This is a genomic window from Pseudoxanthomonas mexicana (assembly GCF_001556105.1).
Lineage (GTDB): Bacteria > Pseudomonadota > Gammaproteobacteria > Xanthomonadales > Xanthomonadaceae > Pseudoxanthomonas_A > Pseudoxanthomonas_A mexicana_A.
The window spans coordinates 16,863-38,160 of sequence record NZ_LSIF01000036.1; the positions used below are offsets into that span (position 1 = coordinate 16,863).

The 21,298-nt window shown below is 68.2% G+C and carries 24 protein-coding genes; 16 read left to right on the forward strand and 8 right to left on the reverse strand.

Annotated elements, in window-relative coordinates; all coding sequences use genetic code 11:
* Positions 1-2: 2 nt before the first annotated feature.
* The 3 genes from AX730_RS06400 to AX730_RS06410 form a co-directional block, all read right to left on the reverse strand.
* On the reverse strand, positions 3-626 hold the full coding sequence (locus tag AX730_RS06400; RefSeq protein ID WP_062353635.1) for a thymidine kinase: 624 nt from the start codon (positions 624-626) through the stop codon (positions 3-5).
* A gap of 20 nt (positions 627-646) precedes the next feature.
* Positions 647-1,375 (reverse strand): SEL1-like repeat protein, encoded by a 729-nt coding sequence (locus AX730_RS06405; protein ID WP_157074126.1) that lies wholly within the window; start codon positions 1,373-1,375, stop codon positions 647-649.
* A gap of 209 nt (positions 1,376-1,584) precedes the next feature.
* On the reverse strand, positions 1,585-2,340 hold the full coding sequence (locus AX730_RS06410; protein WP_062353642.1) for an SEL1-like repeat protein: 756 nt from the start codon (positions 2,338-2,340) through the stop codon (positions 1,585-1,587).
* A 119-nt stretch (positions 2,341-2,459) separates the two neighbouring features.
* On the opposite strand from AX730_RS06410, the gene AX730_RS06415 reads away from it, so the two are divergent.
* From AX730_RS06415 to AX730_RS06430, 4 genes are read left to right on the forward strand one after another with little or no spacing between them, the layout of a single operon-like run.
* Positions 2,460-4,436, forward strand: coding sequence for a UvrD-helicase domain-containing protein (locus tag AX730_RS06415; RefSeq protein ID WP_062353644.1), 1,977 nt, complete (start codon positions 2,460-2,462; stop codon positions 4,434-4,436).
* A 53-nt stretch (positions 4,437-4,489) separates the two neighbouring features.
* Positions 4,490-4,870, forward strand: a complete 381-nt coding sequence (locus AX730_RS06420) for a hypothetical protein (RefSeq protein ID WP_062353646.1) — start codon at positions 4,490-4,492, stop codon at positions 4,868-4,870.
* Between the two features lie 20 nt (positions 4,871-4,890).
* Positions 4,891-5,280 (forward strand): VOC family protein, encoded by a 390-nt coding sequence (locus AX730_RS06425; protein ID WP_062353648.1) that lies wholly within the window; start codon positions 4,891-4,893, stop codon positions 5,278-5,280.
* The gene (locus AX730_RS06430) at positions 5,277-5,813 is read left to right on the forward strand and encodes a DinB family protein (RefSeq protein ID WP_062353651.1); all 537 of its coding nucleotides are present in this window, start codon (positions 5,277-5,279) and stop codon (positions 5,811-5,813) included. Before AX730_RS06425 ends, AX730_RS06430 begins: the two co-directional genes overlap by 4 nt.
* Before the next feature lie 3 nt (positions 5,814-5,816).
* Here the strand turns inward: AX730_RS06430 and AX730_RS06435 are convergent, their stop codons facing one another.
* Positions 5,817-6,464 (reverse strand): YceH family protein, encoded by a 648-nt coding sequence (locus AX730_RS06435; protein WP_062353654.1) that lies wholly within the window; start codon positions 6,462-6,464, stop codon positions 5,817-5,819.
* Positions 6,465-6,577: 113 nt separating this feature from the next.
* On the opposite strand from AX730_RS06435, the gene AX730_RS06440 reads away from it, so the two are divergent.
* The 4 genes from AX730_RS06440 to plsB all read left to right on the forward strand — a co-directional run bounded on the left by AX730_RS06440 (position 6,578) and on the right by plsB (position 12,184).
* Positions 6,578-7,486 (forward strand): 5'-nucleotidase, lipoprotein e(P4) family, encoded by a 909-nt coding sequence (locus tag AX730_RS06440; RefSeq protein ID WP_062353657.1) that lies wholly within the window; start codon positions 6,578-6,580, stop codon positions 7,484-7,486.
* Complete coding sequence (pyrF, locus tag AX730_RS06445; protein WP_407071475.1) at positions 7,483-8,205, forward strand: orotidine-5'-phosphate decarboxylase; 723 nt, start codon at positions 7,483-7,485, stop codon at positions 8,203-8,205. Before AX730_RS06440 ends, pyrF begins: the two co-directional genes overlap by 4 nt.
* A gap of 258 nt (positions 8,206-8,463) precedes the next feature.
* Complete coding sequence (locus tag AX730_RS06450; RefSeq protein WP_062353659.1) at positions 8,464-9,351, forward strand: hypothetical protein; 888 nt, start codon at positions 8,464-8,466, stop codon at positions 9,349-9,351.
* 136 nt (positions 9,352-9,487) lie between these two features.
* Positions 9,488-12,184 (forward strand): glycerol-3-phosphate 1-O-acyltransferase PlsB, encoded by a 2,697-nt coding sequence (gene plsB, locus AX730_RS06455; protein WP_062353662.1) that lies wholly within the window; start codon positions 9,488-9,490, stop codon positions 12,182-12,184.
* Between the two features lie 25 nt (positions 12,185-12,209).
* On the opposite strand, the gene AX730_RS06460 is transcribed toward plsB, so the two are convergent.
* Together AX730_RS06460 and AX730_RS06465 are read right to left on the reverse strand one after the other, a co-directional pair.
* Complete coding sequence (locus AX730_RS06460) at positions 12,210-12,929, reverse strand: N-acyl amino acid synthase FeeM domain-containing protein (protein ID WP_062353665.1); 720 nt, start codon at positions 12,927-12,929, stop codon at positions 12,210-12,212.
* A 281-nt stretch (positions 12,930-13,210) separates the two neighbouring features.
* A complete protein-coding gene (locus tag AX730_RS06465; protein WP_062353668.1) occupies positions 13,211-13,417 on the reverse strand; it encodes a YdcH family protein in 207 nt (68 codons plus the stop codon).
* A 50-nt stretch (positions 13,418-13,467) separates the two neighbouring features.
* On the opposite strand from AX730_RS06465, the gene ttcA reads away from it, so the two are divergent.
* The 4 genes from ttcA to AX730_RS06485 all read left to right on the forward strand — a co-directional run bounded on the left by ttcA (position 13,468) and on the right by AX730_RS06485 (position 16,934).
* Complete coding sequence (gene ttcA / locus AX730_RS06470; RefSeq protein ID WP_062353671.1) at positions 13,468-14,379, forward strand: tRNA 2-thiocytidine(32) synthetase TtcA; 912 nt, start codon at positions 13,468-13,470, stop codon at positions 14,377-14,379.
* A gap of 63 nt (positions 14,380-14,442) precedes the next feature.
* On the forward strand, positions 14,443-15,345 hold the full coding sequence (locus AX730_RS06475) for a recombination-associated protein RdgC (RefSeq protein WP_062353674.1): 903 nt from the start codon (positions 14,443-14,445) through the stop codon (positions 15,343-15,345).
* Between the two features lie 42 nt (positions 15,346-15,387).
* The gene (locus tag AX730_RS06480) at positions 15,388-16,176 is read left to right on the forward strand and encodes a YgjP family zinc-dependent metalloprotease (protein WP_062353676.1); all 789 of its coding nucleotides are present in this window, start codon (positions 15,388-15,390) and stop codon (positions 16,174-16,176) included.
* A gap of 293 nt (positions 16,177-16,469) precedes the next feature.
* Positions 16,470-16,934: a hypothetical protein gene (locus tag AX730_RS06485; protein ID WP_157074127.1), complete on the forward strand. Its 465-nt coding sequence runs from the start codon at positions 16,470-16,472 to the stop codon at positions 16,932-16,934.
* Here AX730_RS06485 and AX730_RS06490 read toward each other — a convergent pair.
* Entirely contained in the window at positions 16,914-17,759 is an 846-nt protein-coding gene (locus tag AX730_RS06490; RefSeq protein ID WP_062353682.1) for an alpha/beta fold hydrolase, read from the reverse strand. The genes AX730_RS06485 and AX730_RS06490 overlap by 21 nt on opposite strands.
* Positions 17,756-18,724, reverse strand: a complete 969-nt coding sequence (gene hemH, locus AX730_RS06495; RefSeq protein WP_062353686.1) for a ferrochelatase — start codon at positions 18,722-18,724, stop codon at positions 17,756-17,758. Before hemH ends, AX730_RS06490 begins: the two co-directional genes overlap by 4 nt.
* 156 nt (positions 18,725-18,880) lie before the next feature.
* Here hemH and AX730_RS06500 point away from each other — a divergent pair, with 156 nt between their 5' ends.
* From AX730_RS06500 to tatC, 4 genes are all read left to right on the forward strand, one after another.
* Positions 18,881-19,735, forward strand: a complete 855-nt coding sequence (locus AX730_RS06500) for a lipid-binding SYLF domain-containing protein (RefSeq protein ID WP_062353688.1) — start codon at positions 18,881-18,883, stop codon at positions 19,733-19,735.
* A gap of 81 nt (positions 19,736-19,816) precedes the next feature.
* The gene (tatA, locus tag AX730_RS06505; protein WP_062353690.1) at positions 19,817-20,038 is read left to right on the forward strand and encodes a Sec-independent protein translocase subunit TatA; all 222 of its coding nucleotides are present in this window, start codon (positions 19,817-19,819) and stop codon (positions 20,036-20,038) included.
* Between the two features lie 24 nt (positions 20,039-20,062).
* A complete protein-coding gene (tatB, locus tag AX730_RS06510; protein ID WP_062353693.1) occupies positions 20,063-20,536 on the forward strand; it encodes a Sec-independent protein translocase protein TatB in 474 nt (157 codons plus the stop codon).
* Positions 20,533-21,288, forward strand: coding sequence for a twin-arginine translocase subunit TatC (gene tatC, locus AX730_RS06515; RefSeq protein WP_062353696.1), 756 nt, complete (start codon positions 20,533-20,535; stop codon positions 21,286-21,288). The genes tatB and tatC overlap by 4 nt, the downstream gene beginning before the upstream one ends.
* Positions 21,289-21,298: the final 10 nt, after the last annotated feature.

Sequence of the window (21,298 nt, forward strand, 5' to 3'; positions counted from 1 at the left end):
GCTCACTGCAGCGGCAGGGCCGGCTGCAGCGGCTCGATTCCGCCTTCGCCGCGCGCGATTTTCTTGAACTCCGCGCGGCTGACCGACACGTAGCGCTCGTTGCCGCCGATCTCCACCTGGGGCCCGTCCTGCACCGCCAGTCCCTGCGCATTGACCCGCACGGTCATGATCGCCTTCTTGCCGGTGTGGCAGATGGTCTTGATCTCGCTGAGCTCATCCGCCCAGGCCAGCAGGTACTGGCTGCCTTCGAAGAGCTCGCCGCGGAAATCGGTGCGCAGCCCGTAGCACAGCACCGGGATGCGCAATGCATCGACCACTTCGCTGAGCTGCCAGACCTGTGCACGGGTGAGGAACTGCGCCTCGTCGACCAGCACGCAGTCGAGCTTTCCGTGCGCGGCGATGTCTTCGCGGATCCAGTGCTCGAGGTCGTCACCCCGCTCGAACGCCGCCGCCGCCGAACGCAACCCGATCCGCGACGCCACCACGCCGGTGCCCGCCCGGTCGTCCAGCCGCGGGGTCAGGATCGCCACCCGCATGCCGCGCTCGCGGTAGTTGTGCGCCGACTGCAGCAGCGTGGTGGTCTTTCCGGCATTCATCGCCGAGTAGTAGAAATAGAGCTTGGCCATGCGCGGATTCTACGCGCGGCTCACCTGTCTTTGCTGCTGGACGGACCTGCCGAATCCGCCGGCACGCTTTCCACTTCACCCACGCGCACCCGGCCCCTCAACGGCGCTTTCCAGATCGCATCCTGCAGCTGCCAGTACTTCTCCGGCTGCCAGTACTTGGGGGCGTAGTACTCGTTGCCGCTCACGGTCATCCCGCTGCCGGCCAGCGGGCCGGTGTTGGGAATGATCGTGAGGTTACCCACGAACCCCACCCGGCTGCCGGTGGTACGGCCCATCTCGCGCCGGAGGATGTTCTCGAGTCGCGGCTTGGCGACATCGTCGCCGTACTCCTCCAGCAAAACCTGCCCGCGCGCTATCGCATCCCGCTGCCCCGCGTCGTCCAGCGCGCTCCACATGCCTTCCCGGCGCACCAGGAAGTCGTGGTACAGGCGCTCGGCCGCGATGTCCATCCATGCATAGGCGAGCGCGCGATCCCCGGCGACACCGATGCCGTGCCAGTACATCTCGGCAACCAGCGCTTGCGCCGGCTTGTCGCCGTAATAGGCCGCGCGTTTCAGCTCAGTCAAGGCGGCGGCGTAGTCCTTGCGTTCGTACGAGCGCACGCCCTCGGCGCGCCAGCGCAGGTCCGGATGCGCGGCGAGGAAGCCCTCGGTCAACACGGCGGGATCGATCCCCTCCTCGCCAGCCACCAGTGGCGCTGCCGGCAGTGCGATGAAGACGGCGAGGGCGTAGCGGCGAAAGGCGTTCACTGCAAATACCTGCATCCGTAGCCGGGATGCGACCACGCCAAGGGAGGTGGAATGCAGTTGTCTGCAGACGGATGGCCTACATGGAAGCACGTCCCAGGCGCAGCCCCACACCGCGCGACCTGTTGCCGCGGCGACATGGTACGTGCAGCGATCGCGCCGGATCGCCAGGCCTGGCCGTGTGGGAACGACAACGGCGGTGCCACGCCTGGTCATCGCGCAACCTCCTGAGAATCCGCACCGACATGCTGTCGTGCATCGCCCAGGCCCCGCAGGATGCGGTCCTGCATCCTCCAGTACGCGCCGGGCCGCCAATGATGCGCAGCGTAGTAGTCGCTGGCGGATACCCAGTGCGCGCACCCGCCGGCACCCGTTGCGATCGCGCTCGGACACACCTGCATGCGCGGTGGCGCACCGGTACGGCTGCCCGTCATCTGCGACAGTCCTCTGCGGAGGTGGGTCGCCAAACGCGGCTTGGCCACGGCGTCGCGATACTCCCGCTGCAGCGCAGCGCCTTCGACCAATGCCCTGCTCCGTTCGCCGGCGTCGAGCTGCGCCCAGTACTGCTCGCGCTTGGCCAGCAGGTAAGGCGTGCCACGCTCTGCCGCGACATCCATCCACGCATAGGCAACGGCACGATCCCGCTCGCCGCCACGACCTTCCCACCACAGTTCCGCGAGTGCCGCCTGCGACAACTTATCGGCATGGCGGGCTGCCCGCAGGAAGTGACCGCGCACCTCCTCCTCGCGTCCTGCCTGCAGCGCTTCGCCCCCAAGGCGTCGTGATTGCTGGTCCGGGTGAAAGGACAGGTAGTCGTCCGCCCGCATGATCAACAGATCGACAGGGCGCAGCGCGTCGGTGGCCGCGGAGGGCGCCGCAGCAGGCGTCGGTGGATTCCCGGCCGGCGCCAGATTGGCCAGTGCGGGTGCTGCCGCGAGCAGGAGCATCATGGTTGCCAGCAGCTTCATGCGCCTTCTCCTTGCCCGTCCTGACGGAATCGCATCACTACGGGATGATGCGCAGCCCTGTCAATGCGAACCGCTGCCGTCCGTCGGCGGGTACAATCCCGCTCCACGCGGAAGTCTCCATGCACGGTCTCAATCCCCCCCAACGCGCCGCCGTCCTGCACAGCAAGGGCCCCTTGCTGGTGCTCGCGGGCGCCGGCAGCGGCAAGACGCGGGTGATCGTGGAGAAGATCGCGCACCTCATTGCAGGCAACCACTTCCCGGCACGCCGGATCGCGGCGATCACCTTCACCAACAAGTCCGCGAAGGAAATGCGCGAGCGCGTGGCGAAGCGGATCAAGGGCGACGCGGCGGAAGGCCTGACGATCTGCACCTTTCATGCCTTGGGGCTGAAGTTCCTGCAGATCGAACACGCGGCGGTGGGTCTGAAACGCGGCTTCTCGATCTTCGATGCCGACGATGCCAATGCGCAGGTCAAGGACCTGATGTACGGCGCCAAGCCCGACGACGTGGAGATGGCGAAGAACCTGATCTCGCGTGCGAAGAACGCCGGTCTTTCGCCCGAGGAGGCGCTGGCCGAAGCACGCACCAACCGAGAGAAGGACGCCGCGCTGCTGTACCAGCGCTACCAGGACCGGCTGACCACGTTCAACGCCGTCGACTTCGACGACCTGATCCGGCTGCCGGTACAGATCCTGGAGAACAACCCGGAGATCACCGCCGCATGGCGCGAGCGCATCGGTTACCTGCTGGTCGACGAGTGCCAGGACACCAACGATGCGCAGTACCGCTTGCTGAAAGCGATCGCCGGCGAACGCGGCGACTTCACCTGCGTGGGCGACGACGACCAGAGCATCTATGCCTGGCGCGGCGCGAATCCGGACAACCTGCTGCAGATGGCGAAGGACTATCCGGCCCTGCAGATCGTCAAGCTGGAACAGAACTACCGCTGCAGCAACCGTGTACTGCGTGCCGCCAATGCCCTGATCGCCAACAACCCGCACGAACACCCGAAGAAGCTGTGGAGCGACCAGGCCGACGGCGAACGCATCCGCGTGTGGGAAACCCGCGACAACGAGCATGAAGCCGAGAAGGTCGCCGCCGAGATCGCCTTCGTGCAGGCATCGAAGAGCGCGGCCTGGAGCGACTTCTGCATCCTGTTCCGCGGCAATCACCAGTCGCGCGCGCTGGAGAAGGCACTGCAGCTGCTGCGCATCCCGTATCACCTGACCGGCGGCACCGCGTTCCTGGAGCGCCAGGAAGTGAAGGACGCGATGTCGTGGCTGCGCCTGCTGGTGAATCCGGACGACGATGCGGCCTTCCTGCGCGCGGTGCAGTCGCCGAAGCGCGAAGTCGGCGCCACCTCGCTGGCGAAGCTGGCCGAGATGGCGCAGCACGCGCACCTGCCGCTGTCGCGCGCCGCCGAATCGATGGGCGCGCTGAAGGCGCTGCCGCCGCGCGCGGCCAACGGCCTCAGTGCCTTCGTCGACATCCTGCGCGACCTGCGTCGGCATGCCGAAGAGCTTCCGCCGGCCGACCTGGTGCGCCGCCTGAGCGAACGCTCCGGCCTGCTCGCCGACCTGCGCTCGCAGTGCAAGGACGAAGCCTCGTTCCAGCGCCGCCGCGCCAACCTGGACGAACTGGCCGACTGGTTCGAGGGTGGACCACGCGGCAGTTCCGCCGGCGACCTCGCTGCGCAGCTCGCGCTGCTGTCGCGCAACGACAAGGACGACGGCGGCAACCAGGTGCGGCTGATGAGCCTGCACGCGGCGAAAGGACTGGAATTCCGCTATGTCTTCATCGTCGGCTGCGAGGACGGCACGCTGCCGCACGAGACCAGCGTCGAGGAAGGCAACCTGCAGGAAGAGAGGCGCCTGATGTACGTGGGTATCACCCGTGCGAAGGAGCAGCTGTGGCTCAGCCACAACCGCGAGACGCGCCGCTTCGGCGAACGCCTGCGGCTGCAGCCGAGCCGCTTCATCGACGAACTGCCGGCCGACGAACTGCAGCGTGACGGTGCCGATCCGGTGGCCGACGCGGAGCGCAAGAAGGAACGCGCCAGCGCCGGCCTCGCCGCGATCCAGGCGATGTTCGACTAGGGATCACGCGCACGACGCGGTACGCTTGTCCCGCAGCCACGGGAGCACAGACGATGACGCGCAACAGCCGGATCTGGTGGCTGGTGGGTTTCCTGATCGCCCTGGTCGGTATCGGGTTCCCTTACTGGCGGGCGCCTTCCGCCATGACCGCACTGCCCGGCGCGTTCTACGGGCCCGGCCTGGCCGCGATCACCGTCGTCGCGATGATGTTGCGCGCGTTCGGCACCGGTCGCTTCCTGCCCCTCTGGCTGCTGATCGCCGCCGCCGCGCCGGCCGCCGTGCTGCTGCGGATGCTGGTCGGCGACACCGCGGGCCTGCCCGTCTCGTGGCCGCGCGAACTGCTGATCGCGTCGGTACTGGGACTGGCGGCGTCGTTGACAGGCATGCTCATCGGCAGCCTGTTCCTGCTGCGCAGCCGTCGACGCCCGACATGAGCCATCACGGAGACGTCGCCATGGAACCTCGCCTCTCCCACATCCGCCAGATCGCCATCACCGTCGGCGATGTCGATACCGCGCTGGCGTTCTACCGCGGCGCGCTCGGCCTGACCTTCCTGTTCCAGCCCGCGCCGACCCTCGCCTTCCTGCAGGCGGGCGACGTGCGCCTGATGCTGACCACGCCGCAGGGCGCCGGCGCCGTCGGCGCGAACTCGATCCTGTACTTCACCGTGGACGACATCGTCGCGACCCAATCCGCGCTGGTCGCGCGCGGCGCCACTGAGGAGCGCCCGCCGCAGCTGGCGGCACGCATGCCGGACCACGAGCTGTGGACCGGCTTTCTGCGTGATCCGGACGGCAACCTGGTCGGGCTGATGGAAGAGAAGCGCGAGGCGTCCGGCGCATGACCGCCGATGCGCGCGTCGCGCTGATGGCGTCCTACAACCAGTGGATGAACCGGCGCCTCTACGACACGGTAGCCACACTGCCGCACGAAGCGATCGTGGCGGATCGCGGCGCGTTCTTCGGCTCCATTCTCGGCACGCTGAATCACCTGGTGGTGACCGACACGATCTGGCTGAAGCGCTTCGCCTCCGCGTCGGATGCGCCCGGCGTGCTCGCCGCCCTCGACGACACGCCGATGCCGACGGCGCTGGATGCGATCCTGTATCCGGCGCTGCCGCCGCTGCGTGAGCGCCGCGAGTGGATGGACGCGTTGATTCTGCAGTGGGCATCCGCGCTCACGGCCGATCGGCTGGACGCGTCGCTCACCTATGCGAACACCAAGGGCGCCACGTTCACCCGCAGCGTGCTCGGTCTGGCCACGCACCTGTTCAACCACCAGACCCACCATCGCGGACAGATCACCACGCTGCTGTCGCAGGCGGGTGTCGACATGGGCGTGACCGACCTGCTGGCGCTGGTACCCGACGAGGGCTGACGCTCAGGCGTCCCGCGCGGCCAACAGGGCGTCGAGCTGCGAGCGCAACGTGGCGACGTCCGCTTCCAGCACCGCGACACGGGCTTCGAGTTCCGGCGATGCGGGTTCGCCCGCTGACGAAGGTGCGCGCGCCGCGATCGCCGCGACATCCACCGGACCGCTCAGCAGGTGCGCATAGCGGTCCTCGCGCTGGCCGGCACCGCGCGGGATCTGCACGACGAGCGCGGCATCGCGCTGGATCAGGCGGTCGAGATGGTGGCGCACGTCGTCCGCGTCGTTGAACTTGAACAACCGCTCGCTGCGCGCGAGCAGCTCGTGCACCGTCTGCGCGCCACGCAGCGTCAGCAGCCCCAGCAGCACGGCCTGCTGCTGCGGGATGCCGAAGAACGCCGCGGTGCGATGTTCGTAGCGCTCGGCGCGCGAGGAGAACACCTGCTTCGCCAGGCCCTTCTGCTCCAGCTGCCGCAGCGCGTGATTGACAGCGCCCGGATCCAACGCCATCACCGGCTCGCGCGCGGTCTTCTGGTTGGCGGCCGCCTGCGCGGCGTTCACCGTCAACGGATAGGTTTCCGGCGTGGTCGCTTCCTTCTCGATCAGGCAGCCCAGCAGACGGGCCTCGGCGACATTCAGGACGGGCGCGGTGTCTTCCATGGAGGGATCGGCAACAGGAACGGGCCGGCAGGATAACCCGCGCACCGTCGTGTCGAACGACGCGTGTAACACCGGTCGGCTAGAATTCCCGCACATTCGAAATGGGATCTTCCATGCGCGTTTCCCTGCTCGCCGCCGGCCTGGCGGCTTCATTGTTGACCTTGGCCGCGTGCAAGCGCACCGAACCGGCGGCCGCGCCGGCCGATGCCGCCGCACTTGCCCCGGCCGTCATGACGACGAAGCCCACCGGCACGCACGACAACCTCAACGCCGTGGCGTGGGTGCAGACCTCGGTCGAGTACCGCGCGATCACCACGCAAACCTTCCGCACTGCTGCCGACCACCTGGACGTCGCACTGAAGGACAGGCACTGGGACGCGCTGGTACCGAGCGAACGCGGCAATGCCGCCGCCGGCCTGAAGCCCGCCGTGGTGATGGACGTGGACGAGACCGTGCTGGACAACTCGCCGTACCAGGCGCGCCTGATCCGCGACGGCAAGGAATACGACGAGATCAGCTGGGACCAGTGGGTCGCCGAGAAGAAGGCCAAGCCGCTACCGGGCGTGGTCGATTTCGCCAAGACCGCCACCGCGAAGGGCGTGACCGTCCTGTATATCTCCAACCGCGCCGTGCATCTGAAGGAGGCGACGCTGGCCAATCTGCGCGAGGCCGGCCTGCCGGTCGCCGACGACAGCGTCTTCCTCGGCCTGGGCACGGTGCTGGAAGGCTGCGAGCAGAACGGCAGCGAAAAGAACTGCCGCCGCCGCCTGGCCGGCCAGCAGTACCGCGTGCTGATGCAGTTCGGCGACCAGATCGGCGACTTCGTGCAGGTGGAAGCCAACACCCGCGACGGCCGCCTGGCGCTGTTCGACGAATACGACGACTGGTTCGGCGAGCGCTGGTGGATGCTGCCCAACCCGACCTACGGCTCGTGGGAGCCGGCGCTGTTCAACAACGCCTGGGACCAGCCGCCCGCCGCCCGCACGCAGGCCAAGCGCGACGCACTGGATTACGCGCCGTGATTGCACGCGGCCCGGTCGCGCTGACCGCGCGCGAGCGCCTGATATTCGCGCTGGACGCGCCATCCGGCGCCGAGGCGCTGGCGTGGGTCGACCGGCTGGGCGACGCGGTGCAGTTCTACAAGATCGGCATGGAGCTGCTGGCGAGCGGCGACTACTTCACCGTGCTGGATGAACTCGCGCGCCGCGACAAGCGGGTGTTCGTCGACCTGAAGTTCTTCGACATCCCCGCCACCGTGGCCGGGGTGATCCGCGGCCTGTCGCGCTGGCCGGTGACCTACGCCACCATCCACGGCTGGCATGCGGGGATGATGGAAGCGGCGGCCGAGGCGCGCGCCGGCGAGCTGCGCCTGCTGGCGGTGACCGTGCTGACCTCCATGGACGGCAGCGACCTGCATGCCATGGGCATCAACGGCGAACCGGGCGAGATCGTCGTGCAACGTGCGCTGGCGGCGCAGACCGCCGGCATCGATGGCGTTATCTGCTCGGGCCAGGAGGCCGGCATGATCCGCGCCGCGACCGGATCCGGCTTCTCCATCGTCTGCCCCGGCATCCGCCCGGGCGGCCCGGTCGGCGACGACCAGAAGCGCACCGTGGGCGTGGCCGAGGCGTTCGCGCTGGGCGCGGACGCCATCGTGGTGGGCCGGCCGATCAGCAAAGCGCAGGATCCGCGCGCGGCGGCGGAAGCGATTCAGCTGGAAATCGTCAGCAGCATCAGTTAATTCAATAACTTAAATAAGCTTATTTCAGGTATTGCCTTAGCATTCGGGCGCAGGTAGGCTGTGCGCATCCGGCCCTTGGGCCGGAGATGTGCCACAACACTTCGTCCTCCGGTTTCGACCGGATTTCAGGAGGTCCGTGACGTCGCAAGACGCCCGGCCTCCTTTTTTATTGCCCGGCGACGGGCAACTTGCGACGGCCATGCTTGCCCGCCTCCGCCTCGGCCGCGAAGATGCGGGGCGACTGGGGAGTCACACTGCATGAAGCCGAAGCCGTCCGCGTCCGTCCTGCGCGTGCTGGCAGCCCTCGGGCTGTCGCTGGCGCTGCTGGCCGCCTGCAAGAAGCGCGAACCCGTGGAGCTCGCCGGCGCCGCCAGCGAACCCGCCGCCGCCGTCCGCCAGCTGGCGACCCACCTGCAGCGCAACGATCTGGTTGGATTCGCGCGTGATGCCGTCCCGCCGGACGTCCACGCGCGGCTCGACATCGCCTGGCGCGCCGGCCAGAGCCGCTGGCCGCTGACCGAGCTGCCGCTGGAAGACAAGCTGGTGCCGATGCTCGCCGCGCTGTCGGCGAAGGATGCGGAACGGACACTGGGCCTATTCGGCGTGCAGTACGTGAAGAACGAGGGCGACTACACCCAGGAGGAACGCGACCACTACGCGCAGGTGATCGCGGCCCTCGGCGACTGGGCGCAGCAGGCGCCGCTCGGCGATCCCGCGCTGGCCAAGGCCACGCTGGCACGACTGGCGCCGGCGGCGCGCCGCAGCGGGCTGAGCACCGAGCAGGCCCTGAACGACGCCGGCATGACCGCCAGCCTGCAGCGGCTGACGCCGTTCTTCATCGAGGCCAAAGCCACGTTCACGCGCTACGGGCTGCCGCTGGACGCCACGTTCGCCGACCTGCGCACCGGCCTGGTCGAACAGAAGGGCGACATCGCCACCGTGCGCATCCATTACCCGCTGGGCGAACGCGAGATCGATACCGTCGTCAGCCTGACCCGGCGCGATGGCCAGTGGTACCTCACCGACTACCTCAGGCATGCCGAGGATGTACTGGCGGGCGCCGCTCCTGCACTGACGCCTCCCGCTTCGCCGGTCACGGCACCTGGAAACGGCACGGCCCCCTCGCCAGCCCCGCCCGACCGCTGATGCCGGGCGAGGAAGATTCCTTCCCAATCATCCACTTGTTCCAGACGCAGCACGATTTTCACCACGCTGGGCCTGGATGAACGAGCCGCACCCTGCGCTGTAACCGCTTTCCAGCCGGCCACAGGCGTGGGCCATAATGCGGCCGATGCCTGAACAGAATTCCCTGCCGTTCCCGGACGGCCCAACCCCGACGCCGTCCGGCAAGAAGCCCGCCGCGACGGATGCGCCTGCGCCCGACGCGTCGCCCGATCCCGTGGCCGGCGACGATGCGCCGGTGACTGCAGGCGTGCCGATGGCGCCCCCGAGCGCAACGCGACAGGCCAAGCGCCCCCTGTGGGCGCGGATGCTGGGCCGCCTCGCCGATCCGTGGCTGGCGCTGAACATCGAGCCCGGCGTGCCGGCCGACCTGCTGGACGGCCGCCCGGTCTGCTACGTGCTGGAAGACTACGGCCTGTCGAACGCGCTGATCCTCGACCGCGCCTGCCGCGACGCCGGCCTGCCCTCGCCGCTGGTGCCGCTGCCGGTCGGCGGCAATCCGCTCGGCCGCAAGCGCGCGTACGTGGCGCTGTCGCGCCGCAACGCCAGCACGCTGATTCCCGACCAGATCAGCGCCAAGACCCATTCCGGCTCGCTGGCCAAGCTGCTGCAGGCGCATCGCGCCAGCCCGACGCTGGACGTGCAACTGGTGCCGGTGTCGATCTTCGTCGGCCGTGCACCGGACAAGCAGAGCGGCTGGTTCTCGGTACTGTTCTCCGAGAACTGGGCCATCGTCGGCCGCTTCCGCCGCCTGCTCGCCATCCTGCTCAACGGTCGCGGCACCATCGTGCGCTTCGCGCCGCCGGTATCGCTGCGCGGCACCGTCGACGAAGGCCTGGAACCCGAACGCACCGTCCGCAAGCTCTCGCGCGTCCTGCGCACGCACTTCCACCGCATCCGCGAAGCGGTCATCGGCCCCGACCTGTCGACCCGCCGCCTGCTGGTGGACCAGGTGCTGGCCGCCGACCCGGTGAAGGAGGCCATCGTCGAGCAGGCCCGGCGCGACAAGTCCAAGCCGGAGGATGCGTGGAAGAAAGCGCACGCCTACGCGTGGGAAATCGCCGCCGACTATTCCAACCCGGTGGTGCGTTCGGCCAGCTTCCTGCTGAGCCATGTGTGGAACCAGATCTACGACGGCGTGCTGGTCCACCACCTGGACAAGTTCAAGGAAGCCGCGCCGGGCCATGAAGTCGTCTACGTGCCCTGCCACCGCAGCCACATGGACTACCTGCTGCTGTCGTACCTGCTGTACGAACGCGGCATCGTGCCGCCGCACATCGCGGCCGGCATCAACCTCAACCTGCCCGTCGTCGGCACGCTGCTGCGCAAGGGCGGCGCGTTCTTCATGCGCCGCAGCTTCCGTGGCAACCCGCTGTACTCGGCGGTGTTCACCGAATACGTAGCGCAGCTGGTCTCCGGCGGCTACTCGCTGGAGTACTTCATCGAAGGCGGGCGCTCGCGCACCGGCCGGCTGCTGCCGCCCAAGGGCGGCATGATCTCGATGACGCTGCGCGCGTTCCTGCGCCAGCCGCGCAAGCCGGTGCTGTTCCAGCCGGTCTACATCGGCTACGAGAAGCTGCTGGAAGGCACCAGCTACCTGGACGAACTCAGCGGCCGACCGAAGGAAAAGGAATCCATCTGGGCCGTGCTGTGGGGCATCCCCAAGGTGTTGCGACAGAACTACGGCCAGGTGGTGGTGAACTTCGGCGAGCCGATTCCGTTGAACGACGCGCTGGCCAAGCACGCGCCGGAATGGGACGGCACGCCGGTCGGCGAAGAGGAAAAGCCGGCGTGGCTGTCCGACATCGTCGATGCGCTGGCCCAGCAGATCCAGGTCAACATCAACCGCGCCGCCGACGTGAACCCGATCAACCTGCTGGCGCTGGCGCTGCTGTCCACGCCCAAGCACGCGATGGGCGAAGCCGACCTGATCGCGCAGATCGAACTGTCGAAGACGCTGCTCGCCGAACTGCCGTACTCCGACCGCGTCACCGTCACCCCGCACTCGCCAGACCGCATCATTTCCCACGCCGAAGACATCAACATGCTGCAGCGGATCAAGCATCCGCTCGGCGACGTGCTGAGCGTGGACGACGACACCGCGGTGCTGCTGAGCTACTACCGCAACAACGTACTGCACCTGTTCACGGCGTCGTCGTGGATCGCCTGCTGCTTCCAGAACAACCGCCGCATGAGCCGTGCCGGCGTGCTGCGGCTGGGGCGCACGCTGTATCCGTTCCTGCAGGCCGAGTTGTTCCTGCCGTGGAGCGAGGACGAGTTCGCCGAGCGCATGGAGCGCACCATCGAGGTCTTCGTCCGCGAAGGCCTGCTGCAGCAGGTCAACGACGACGATGGCGGCATCCTGGCGCGCAGCGCCGGCCAGACCGACGAGGTGTTCCGCCTCCGTGCGATCGGCCACTCGCTGCAACAGGCGTTCGAGCGTTACTACATCGCCATCTCGGTGCTGGTGAAGAACGGACCCGGCACGCTGGGTGCCGCCGAACTGGAAAGCCTGTGCCAGCAGGCGGCGCAGCGCCTCAGCCTGCTGTACGCGCCGGCGGCGCCGGAGTTCTTCGACAAGACGCTGTTCCGCGGCTTCATCCAGAAGCTGCGCGAACTGAGGCTGGTCTGGCCGGACGAGAACAGCAAGCTGCTGTTCGACGACCGCCTGGACGCATGGGCGCGCGACGCCAAGGCCATCCTCGGCCGCGAGCTGCGCCACACCATCGAGAAGGTCAGCCCGGAAGCGGTGAAGGCCACCGTACCCACCGAGCCGGCGGCTACGGCGCAGGACTGATGCCGTCCGCTGGCCGGGACGCCGGTCAGGACAAGGCGTGGAACGAGCGCGTCAGCCACGCTTTCGCAGGCAGCGCGCGCGCGGGCTCGCGGATCAGACGGTGCAGCGGCGAACCGCATTCGGACAGATACGGCTCGTCCTCCATCACCAGCACCATGCGCAGCAGGTCCACACCACCGGGCAGGATCGCCGGCGGCAGGTATTCGCGGAAGCCGTAGTGTTCGAACACGCCATGCAGGAAGGGTTCGCAGGCCATCAGGCAGAACTGGATGCGCGCTTCCTGCGCCCAGCGATACGCCTCTTCCATCAGCCGGTCCACCACCGGCTTGCTGCGCTGGTCGGCCTGCACGGCGAACCGCGTGCCCACCGCCACGTGCGACAGCGGCCAGGTGCGTGCGAACGCGTCGATCTGGAACAGGCTGCCGTACTCCACCTGCACGGCGAGCGGCGCGAAATCGTGCAGGCGTAGCGTGGCGATGGCCTGCGCGCCTTTCTCCACGGCCAGCGTGGTGCCGCAGGCATCCAGGCCGTCGGTGACCCGTCGGCTGCGGTCGCCGAAATGGCCCTGTTCGTGGAAGTAGACTTCGCGACGCAAGCGCGGCACGTCGCCCAGCGAGTCGCCGGGCAGCATGCGCCGCATCCGCAATCCGATGCCGGCGAGCGCGTCCTCGGTCGACGCCGCCGCGATCCGCGCCTCACGCGCCGATGACGGCATCCGGTGGTTGAACGGCTTGTCCTGCTCCATGCCACTCCCTCGCCACGGCGCAGTCGCGCACATGGTCTGTCATTGGGAACCGCGGTGCCGGCAGGACGGCAGGCGGTCATTGGGTCGTAGGGGAAATCCCCACACCTGGCTATCAAGCAAGCATCGCGCCAACCGGAGCGCTTCCCGGGAATCGGCAGCGAAGGACCGCGATGCGGGCATCGCACCCCCGGACAGCGCTCACCGGAGCGCCGGCGATCGGTCAAGGGTGACGCCCAGCGTCAGATTCGAACTTCAGAGGTGGGTCGAAAGGTGTCGCTGCGTCAGGCCGGCTCGTCCGGGATCTGCGCGCTTTCCAGCCGCGCAATGCAGTCCTTGAGCCACAACTTGCGCTTCTTCAGCCGCTTGATCGCAACCTCATCCGCGTCCGCGTCGTCCGCCAGGCGCGCGATGGCCTCGTCGAGATCACGGTGCTCGGTCCGCAGCGTGGCGATCTTGTCAGCGATGTCGGCGGGGTTGTCTGTTTCCACCCGTCGAGCGTACACCGCTGGCCGCGGGGGCGTCACCGCACCCCGGTACAATGACGGCCATGAGCGCCGTCCTGCCCCTGCCCGACCCCGTCCTGCGCCGCACGGTCGCCGATCCGCGTCACGCCGGGCACGCGCAGGGCAAGCTGGCCAGGCGCCTGCGCCGGCAGGTCGGCCAGGCGATCGCCGACTTCGGCATGATCGAGGACGGCGACAAGGTGATGGTCTGCCTGTCCGGCGGCAAGGACAGCTACACGATGCTGGACATCCTGCTGCAGTTGCAGAAGAAGGCGCCGGTGCGCTTCGAGCTGGTGGCGGTGAACCTGGACCAGAAGCAGCCCGGCTTTCCCGCGCATGTGTTGCCGAAGTACCTGGAACGCGTCGGCGTGCCGTTCCACATCATCGAGCAGGACACCTATTCGGTGGTCAGCCGGGTGATTCCGGAAGGCAAGACGATGTGCTCGCTGTGTTCGCGCCTGCGCCGCGGCGCGCTGTACCGCTACGCCGAGGAGAACGGCTTCACCAAGATCGCGCTGGGACACCACCGCGACGACCTGGTGGCGACGTTCTTCCTCAACCTGTTCTTCCACGCCAAGCTCTCGGGCATGCCGCCGAAGCTGCTGTCGGACAACGGCAAGCACGTGGTGATCCGCCCGCTCGCCTACGTGCGCGAGGACGACATCGCCGAATACGCCGACGCCAAGGCCTTTCCCATCATTCCCTGCAACCTGTGCGGCAGCCAGGAAAACCTGCAGCGCAAGCAGGTCAAGAAGATGATGGACGCGTGGGAACGCGACACGCCCGGCCGCATCGAGACCATCGCACGCGCGCTGGGCGACATCCGCCCGTCGCAGCTCAGCGATCCGGCCCTGTTCGATTTCCGGTCACTCGGCCATCGCGACGGTGCCGCACTGCCCGGCGCAGACCAGTGGCTGGCGGGCGATCCTGTCGCCGACGACACCTGATACTCCCCTTCGACCACGCCCACCGCGGCATGGCCTTTCCGCTTTCCAGAGACCTGTCTTTCGATGTTCTTCCGCAATCTGACGCTGTTCCGCTTCCCCACCTCCCTCGATTTCTCCCAGCTCGATGAACTGCTCCCGGAGGCCGCCCTCAAGCCGGTCGGGCCGCTGGAGCTGTCCTCGCGCGGCTTCATCTCGCCGTTCGGCCGTGGCGAGGACGCGCTGTCCCACCGCATCAACGACGCCATCTGGCTGAGCGTGGGCGGCGAGGACAAGATCCTGCCCGGCGCCGTGGTCAACGACCTGCTGCAGAAGAAGCTGCAGGAGATCGAGGCGAAGGAAGGCCGCAAGCCCGGCGGCAAGACCCGCAAGCGGCTGAAGGACGACCTGCTGCACGAACTGCTGCCGCGCGCGTTCGTGAAGCCCTCGCGTACCGACGCACTGATCGATCTGGAGCATGGCTTCATCGCCATCGACGCGTCCTCGCGCAAGACCGGCGAGAACGTGGTGTCGGAAGTGCGCCGCGCGCTGGGCAGCTTCCCCGCGTTGCCGCTCAACGCCGAAGTGGCGCCGCGCAACGTGCTGACCGGCTGGATCGCCGGCGAAGCCTTGCCGGAAGGTTTGTCGCTGGGCGAGGAATGCGAGCTCAAGGACGCGATGGACGGTGGCGCGGTGGTGAAGTGCCAGAACCAGGAACTGCAGAGCGACGAGATCGCCAAGCACCTGGAAGCCGGCAAGCAGGTCACCAAGCTGGCGCTGGTGCTGGACGACCACGTGTCCTTCGTCCTGGGCGAGGACCTGATCGTGCGCAAGCTGAAGTTCCTCGATGGTGCGGTCGACCAGTTGGAGAACACCGAGCACGACGACCTGCGCGCCGAGCTGGATGCGCGCTTCGCCCTGATGTCGGGCGAGGTGAAGCGGCTGTTCCTGGTGCTGGAGCACGCGCTGAAACTCAGCAAGGCCGACTGAGCGCACGCGACCGCGGCGGCCCATCCGCTACCATCGTCCTCCATGCCGTCCCTGCTCCAGCGCCTGATCACCCGCACGCCGCGCAGCGTGGAGCGCGATACGGTAACGGTGACGCTGGAGGATGGCCGCGTGCTGGACGTCCAGCGTGTCCGCGACCCTCGCGCCAAGCGGCTGAAGCTCAGCATCGACGAGCGTGGCGCGCGCCTGACGCTGCCGTGGCGCGCCAGCCTGGTGTCGGGCGACCGCTTCCTGCAGCAGCACCGCGGCTGGCTGGCCGAGCAACTCGCCCGCTACATGCCGCACGACGACCTGCCCGCTTTCGTCCCCGGCGTCACACCGCACCTGCCGCTGCGCGGCGAGGACGTTCCGCTGCACTGGCACGAGGGCCGCTTCGCCCGCATCGAGCGGCTGGAGGATGGCGTCCACGTGCGCCTGCCTGCGCGCGTCAGCGATGCCACGCTGCGGCGGACGCTGCGCGCGTTCTACGAGGCCGAAGCCCGTGCCGACATCGGGCGATGGCTACCGGCCTACCTTGCCGGACTGCCGCGTGCGCCGCGCCAGATCCGCTTGAAGGTGATGTCCTCGCAATGGGGCTCGCTGGCCCCCGACGGCACGCTGACACTGGATCTGGCGCTGGTGCTGGGCCGTCCCTCGGCGTTCGAGTACGTCCTGGTCCATGAGCTCTGCCACCTGCTGCAGGCCAACCATTCGCCTGCGTTCTGGGCGGAAGTCGAGACCCGCTTCCCCGCGTGGCGCGATGAACGGCAATGGTTCCACGCCCACGGGCGTCCGCTGAAGGCCCGGTTGCACCGGCTGTTGCAGGCGCGCTGAGGCCCTTGTCGAGCAACGTGATTCATCTCATGTCCTGAATGAGACGTTCGTCACGATTTTGAAGGTAAGCCAGTACTTTCGGTCCCGCAGGGAATGCGGGACCGCTACCCGGCCCCTCCTTCCTATCGATGCCGCCCATGGACCGTCGCCCCATTCTCCCTCCGTTGTCTTCCCCGCCTCCCGTCGCGGACCGTCCTCGCGAATCGGGAAAAGTGGAGTCGATGCGCGGGTTCTCGCTGTACGCGATTCCACCCTCGGAGACGGCCGCCAGTCTCCAGGCCCGACGCGCCGTGATGAGTCGCAAGAGCCTGTCGGTGGAAGAAGCCTCCGCACGTGCTCGTGAACGACGCCACGCCGCCAGCAAGATCCAGCGGTTCGATCGCATTGGCGCACTGCTCGTCGTGTTGCTGGTGACTGCGGCGGCCGTCGCGTGGCTCGGCAGCGCGCAAGGGTCGATTCCCACCCTGTTGGCGGGTTACGGCCTGCTGGGCCTCGCGATCGCGGCGCTCGTGGCGCGCCTGACGCGCACGCCCGAGGCGGGACGGCTGCCGCTGGAGCGCTATTACCTGCCCGACGAACAACTGGCAAGCGCGGACGACATCACGCTGCTGCGCCGCCTGGCGCAGGAAGACCGCGAACTGGATGCGGTCACTACCGCGTGGTGGCGGAGCAGCGCACCGATCCGCAAGGGCGACGTGGCGCTGGCCGTGGAATTCCATGCCGCCAAGCACGGCGGCTCAGCGCGTCAGAAAGCCTGATATCAGCGCGGCGACGCGCGCAGGATCTTCCATGTGCAGGTGATGCGTGCCGGCCATGACATGCAAGCGGCCATCCGGCAGCAGCGACGCGCGATGCGAGCGCAAGGGCTCGGGAAAATACGGTTGCGGCGGGTCCGCATAGACCACCATCGTCGGGCAGGCGATGCCGGCCACCAGCGCCGCCAACTGCGCTTCATCCAGCCGCTGCGGCGTGGGAAGCGTCAGGCGCGGGTCGCTGCTCCAGACGAATCCGCCCTCCACCGGCCGTACACCACGCTCGACGAGCAGTCGTGCTGCCGGCTCGCTCAGCTGGTTGGCGAGCATGCGCGCCCGGATCGGTGCCGCGAGATCGGCGAACACCCGCAATTGCTTACCCGGCAACGCACGTGCGGCCGCGATCGACTCGCGCCAGCGGTCGGCGGTGCGTTCCACCGTCTCCGCAAGGCCACCCAGCGCCTCGATCACGACCAGTCGCTGCACGCGTTCCGGCACCGCGGCCGCCATCAGGCTGGCGATGCCGGCACCCATCGAATGACCGAGCAGCGAAAACGTCTCCCATCCCAGCGCATCGGCGATGTCGAGCACCGCGTTGACCGCGACGCCACTGGTGTATTCGGCCCCCGGCGCGAGATGCGCGCTGCGTCCATGGCCCGGAAGGTCGGGCGCCACCAACTGCACGCCGGGCAGATGGTCCGCCAACGGGACAAAGCTGGCGGCGTTGTCCAGCCAGCCATGCAGTGCGAGCACGCGCGGACCTTCGTCGCCGGTCCGCAGGCCAGTGATCCGCCCCAACGGAATGTCGACCGCGAAGTCGCGCAGCGTCATGTCCCCGCACCGGCAACACGCTGCGCCAGCGATGCCAATGCGTCGGCGTGCAGGGCACCGTCATTGAGGCAGGGCACGTAGCGAAGCTCACCACCTCCCGCTTCATGGAACAACTCTGCGTTCTGCATGGCGATCTCTTCCAGCGTCTCGAGGCAGTCCACCGCGAAACCGGGACAGACCACGTCGACGCGTTGCACACCACGCGCCGCCAGTGACTGCAGCGTGCGGTCGGTGGCAGGCTCCAGCCAGCGCTCCTTGCCGAACCGGGACTGGTAGGTCAGCGTCCATTCGTCATCGCGCAAGCCCAGCGCCTGCACGATCGCGCGCGTGCTGGCCTCGCAGCGCTGCGGGTACGGATCGCCGTTGCGCGCCACACGCTGCGGCAGGCCATGGTAGGAAAACAGCAGGTGGTCGCCGGCGCCGTGACGCTCGCGCCATTGCCGGATCGAGGTCGCCACGGCCGCCACCCAGCCGGGATCGACCGAATAGTCCTCGATGAACTGCACATCGAGCCCCATCGCCTCGCGCGCGACCACATCGCGTACCGATTCCGTCGTGGTCGTGGAGTACTGCGGGTACAGCGACAACACCACGACGCGACGGATGCCGTCGGCGCGCAGCGCGCGCAGGCGCTCGGCCAGGGCCGGCCGGCCGTAGCGCATCGCATCCTGTACGCGCCAGTCCGGCAACGCTGCCTGCACGGCCTCGGCGAGCCGGCGGGTGTACACCGCCAACGGCGAGCCTTCCGGCATCCAGATGCTGGCGTACTTTTCTGCCGCCTTCGGTCCGCGAAGCGGCAGGATCACGCCCCGCAGCAGCGGTTGCCACAGCAGCCAGGGAATCTGCACCACGCGGCGGTCGCTGAGGAACTCGGCAAGGTAGCGGCGCACCGCCGGTGCGGTGGGCGCCTCGGGCGTGCCAAGGTTGACGAGGAGCAGCGCAGTAGCGGGCGTGGTGGCTGGCATCCGCGTATTGTGTCAGAGCGTTGCGGCCACGCCGATGCCGTGCGACGTTCCGACGCCGCGGATGCAGGCCGGCCATTGTCAGCACTGATTCATCCGCCCCCGCCTACTTTCAGCCAGCTGCAGCCTCCTGCTGCGAAATCCCCTGATGGAGCCGCCATGAACCGCACCTCCCGCCGCCTGCTGCCGCCCACCGCCCTCGCGCTGGCCGCCGCCCTGTTCGCCGGCCAGGCCATCGCGGGTCCCAAGGAGGACGAGCGCGCGACCAACGCCGTGCGTGTCCTCAACGAGATCCAGCGCATCCCCGAGAACGGCATTCCCGACAAGCTGCTCGACGAAGGCAAGGCGATCATCGTCATCCCCGACACGCTGAAGGCAGGCCTGGTCATCGGCGGCCGTCGCGGCCACGGCCTGATGTCGGTGAAGAGTGCCGACGGCAGCTGGTCGCAACCGGTCTTCATCAAGCTCACCGGCGGCAGCATCGGTTTCCAGGCCGGCGTGCAGTCGTCGGACGTGGTGCTGGTGTTCCGCAACGACCGTTCGCTCGACTCCATCGTCAACGGCAAGTTCACCCTCGGCGCCGATGCCGGCGTCGCCGCCGGCCCGGTCGGCCGGAACGCGAGCGCGTCCACCGACGGCCAGCTGAAGGCGGAGATCTGGTCGTGGTCGCGTGCACGCGGCCTGTTCGCCGGCGTGGCGCTCGACGGCGCCGTGCTGCAGATCGATGACGACGCCAACACCGCGGTCTACGGCAGCGCGGCCACGCCGCGTGCCATCTTCGAGAGCCGCGTGGGCCAGCCGTCGAATGCCGTGGTCGGCTTCCGCGACGAGCTGGAAGAAGTCACCGAACTCGCCCGCGGCAATCGCGGCACGACGGGCCCGGCAGCTACCGCCGCCCGTGCGCCGGCCCCGGCGGTCGCGCCGGTCGTCGTCGAGGCGCCTGCCCAGACACAGGGATTCGAGCCCGTGCAGGACGGCGAAGTGCGCACCGAGCCGCTGGATGGCTCCCCGTAACGGAAGTAATGGGCGGTGGATCGCCATCCCGGCGGTCCGCCTGCGCTATCCTGAGCGCCCCAACTTTCCTGCGAGCACACCATGGGCGGTTTGAGCATCTGGCATTGGATCATCGTGCTGGTGGTCGTGTTGCTCGTCTTCGGCACCAAGCGCCTGCGCAACGCGGGTCAGGACCTGGGCGAAGCGGTCAAGGGTTTCAAGAAGGGCATGAAGGACGACGACAAGCCGGCTGGCCAGTTGAACGACCAGTCGCGCACCGATGAGTCCAGCGCCGCCAAAGAGCGCGACCGCGACGCCAACTGATCCGGCGGGACGCCCGCCGCGACCATGTTCGATATCGGTTTCAGTGAACTGCTGGTCATCGCGGTCGTCGCGCTGATCGTGCTGGGTCCCGAACGCCTGCCCAAGGCGGCGCGCTTCGCCGGCCTGTGGGTACGCCGTGCGCGGGCACAGTGGTACTCGGTCAAGGACGAGCTGGAGCGCGAGCTCGCCTCCGAGGAACTGAAGCGCAACCTCAAGGACGCCCAAGACGCCTTGCGTGATACCGAACAGCGCATCCGCGACAGCACGCGGGAAACCGAACAGCAGTTCGAAGACGTCCGCCAGGCCGCGCGGGATGACGCCAAGGCACTGCGCGACGACGTCGAATCCGCGATCACGCCCCCGGCGCTGGCGAAGCCGTCGGCAGCCATCGCGGAGCCGGCGCCCGAGCCGACCCTTGCGCCCGTAGAGGACGCCCCGGTCGATGCACCGGAAGCTGGCACCACCGCCGACCTGTTCCCGCCGAAGGAGACGCGATGAACCGCGAGTCCTCGGGTCAGGAGGCCGAAAGCAGCCTGATGGAACACCTGCTGGAGCTTCGCACGCGACTGATGCGCGGACTCGCGGGCACCGGCCTCATCCTGCTCGCGCTGCTGCCGTTCGTACGCCAGCTCTATGACCGCCTCGCCCAGCCGCTGATTTCCCAGCTGCCCGCCGGGCAGGCCACGCAGATGATCGCCAGCGACCCGACCTCCGGCTTCTTCGCGCCGATCAAGCTGGCGTTCTTCCTCGCCCTGTTCCTGTCTTCGCCGTGGCTGCTGTTCCAGGCGTGGAGTTTCGTCGCGCCCGGCCTGTACAGGCACGAGAAGCGGCTGGCGATGCCGTTGCTGGTGTCGGCCATCGTGCTGTTCTACGCGGGCTGCGCGTTCGCCTACTTCCTGGTGCTGCCCAGCGTGTTCCATGCGCTGACGGTGTTCACACCGGACATCGTGACGCTGGCGCCGGACCCGGCGAAGTACCTGGACTTCGTGATGGTGATCTTCCTGGCCTTCGGTGTCAGCTTCGAGCTGCCGGTGGCGCTGGTGATCATGGTGCTGCTGGGCTGGGTCACGCCGCAGCAGCTGCGCGAGGGCCGCGGCTACGCCATCGTCGGCGTGTTCGTCATCGCCGCGCTGATCACGCCACCGGATGTGGTGTCGCAGCTGATGCTCGCGATTCCGATGTGCCTCTTGTATGAGGTCGGCATCATCGCGGCGGGCTGGCTGAAGCCGAAGGAACAGCCCGCTTCGTAGGGTGGGCCTC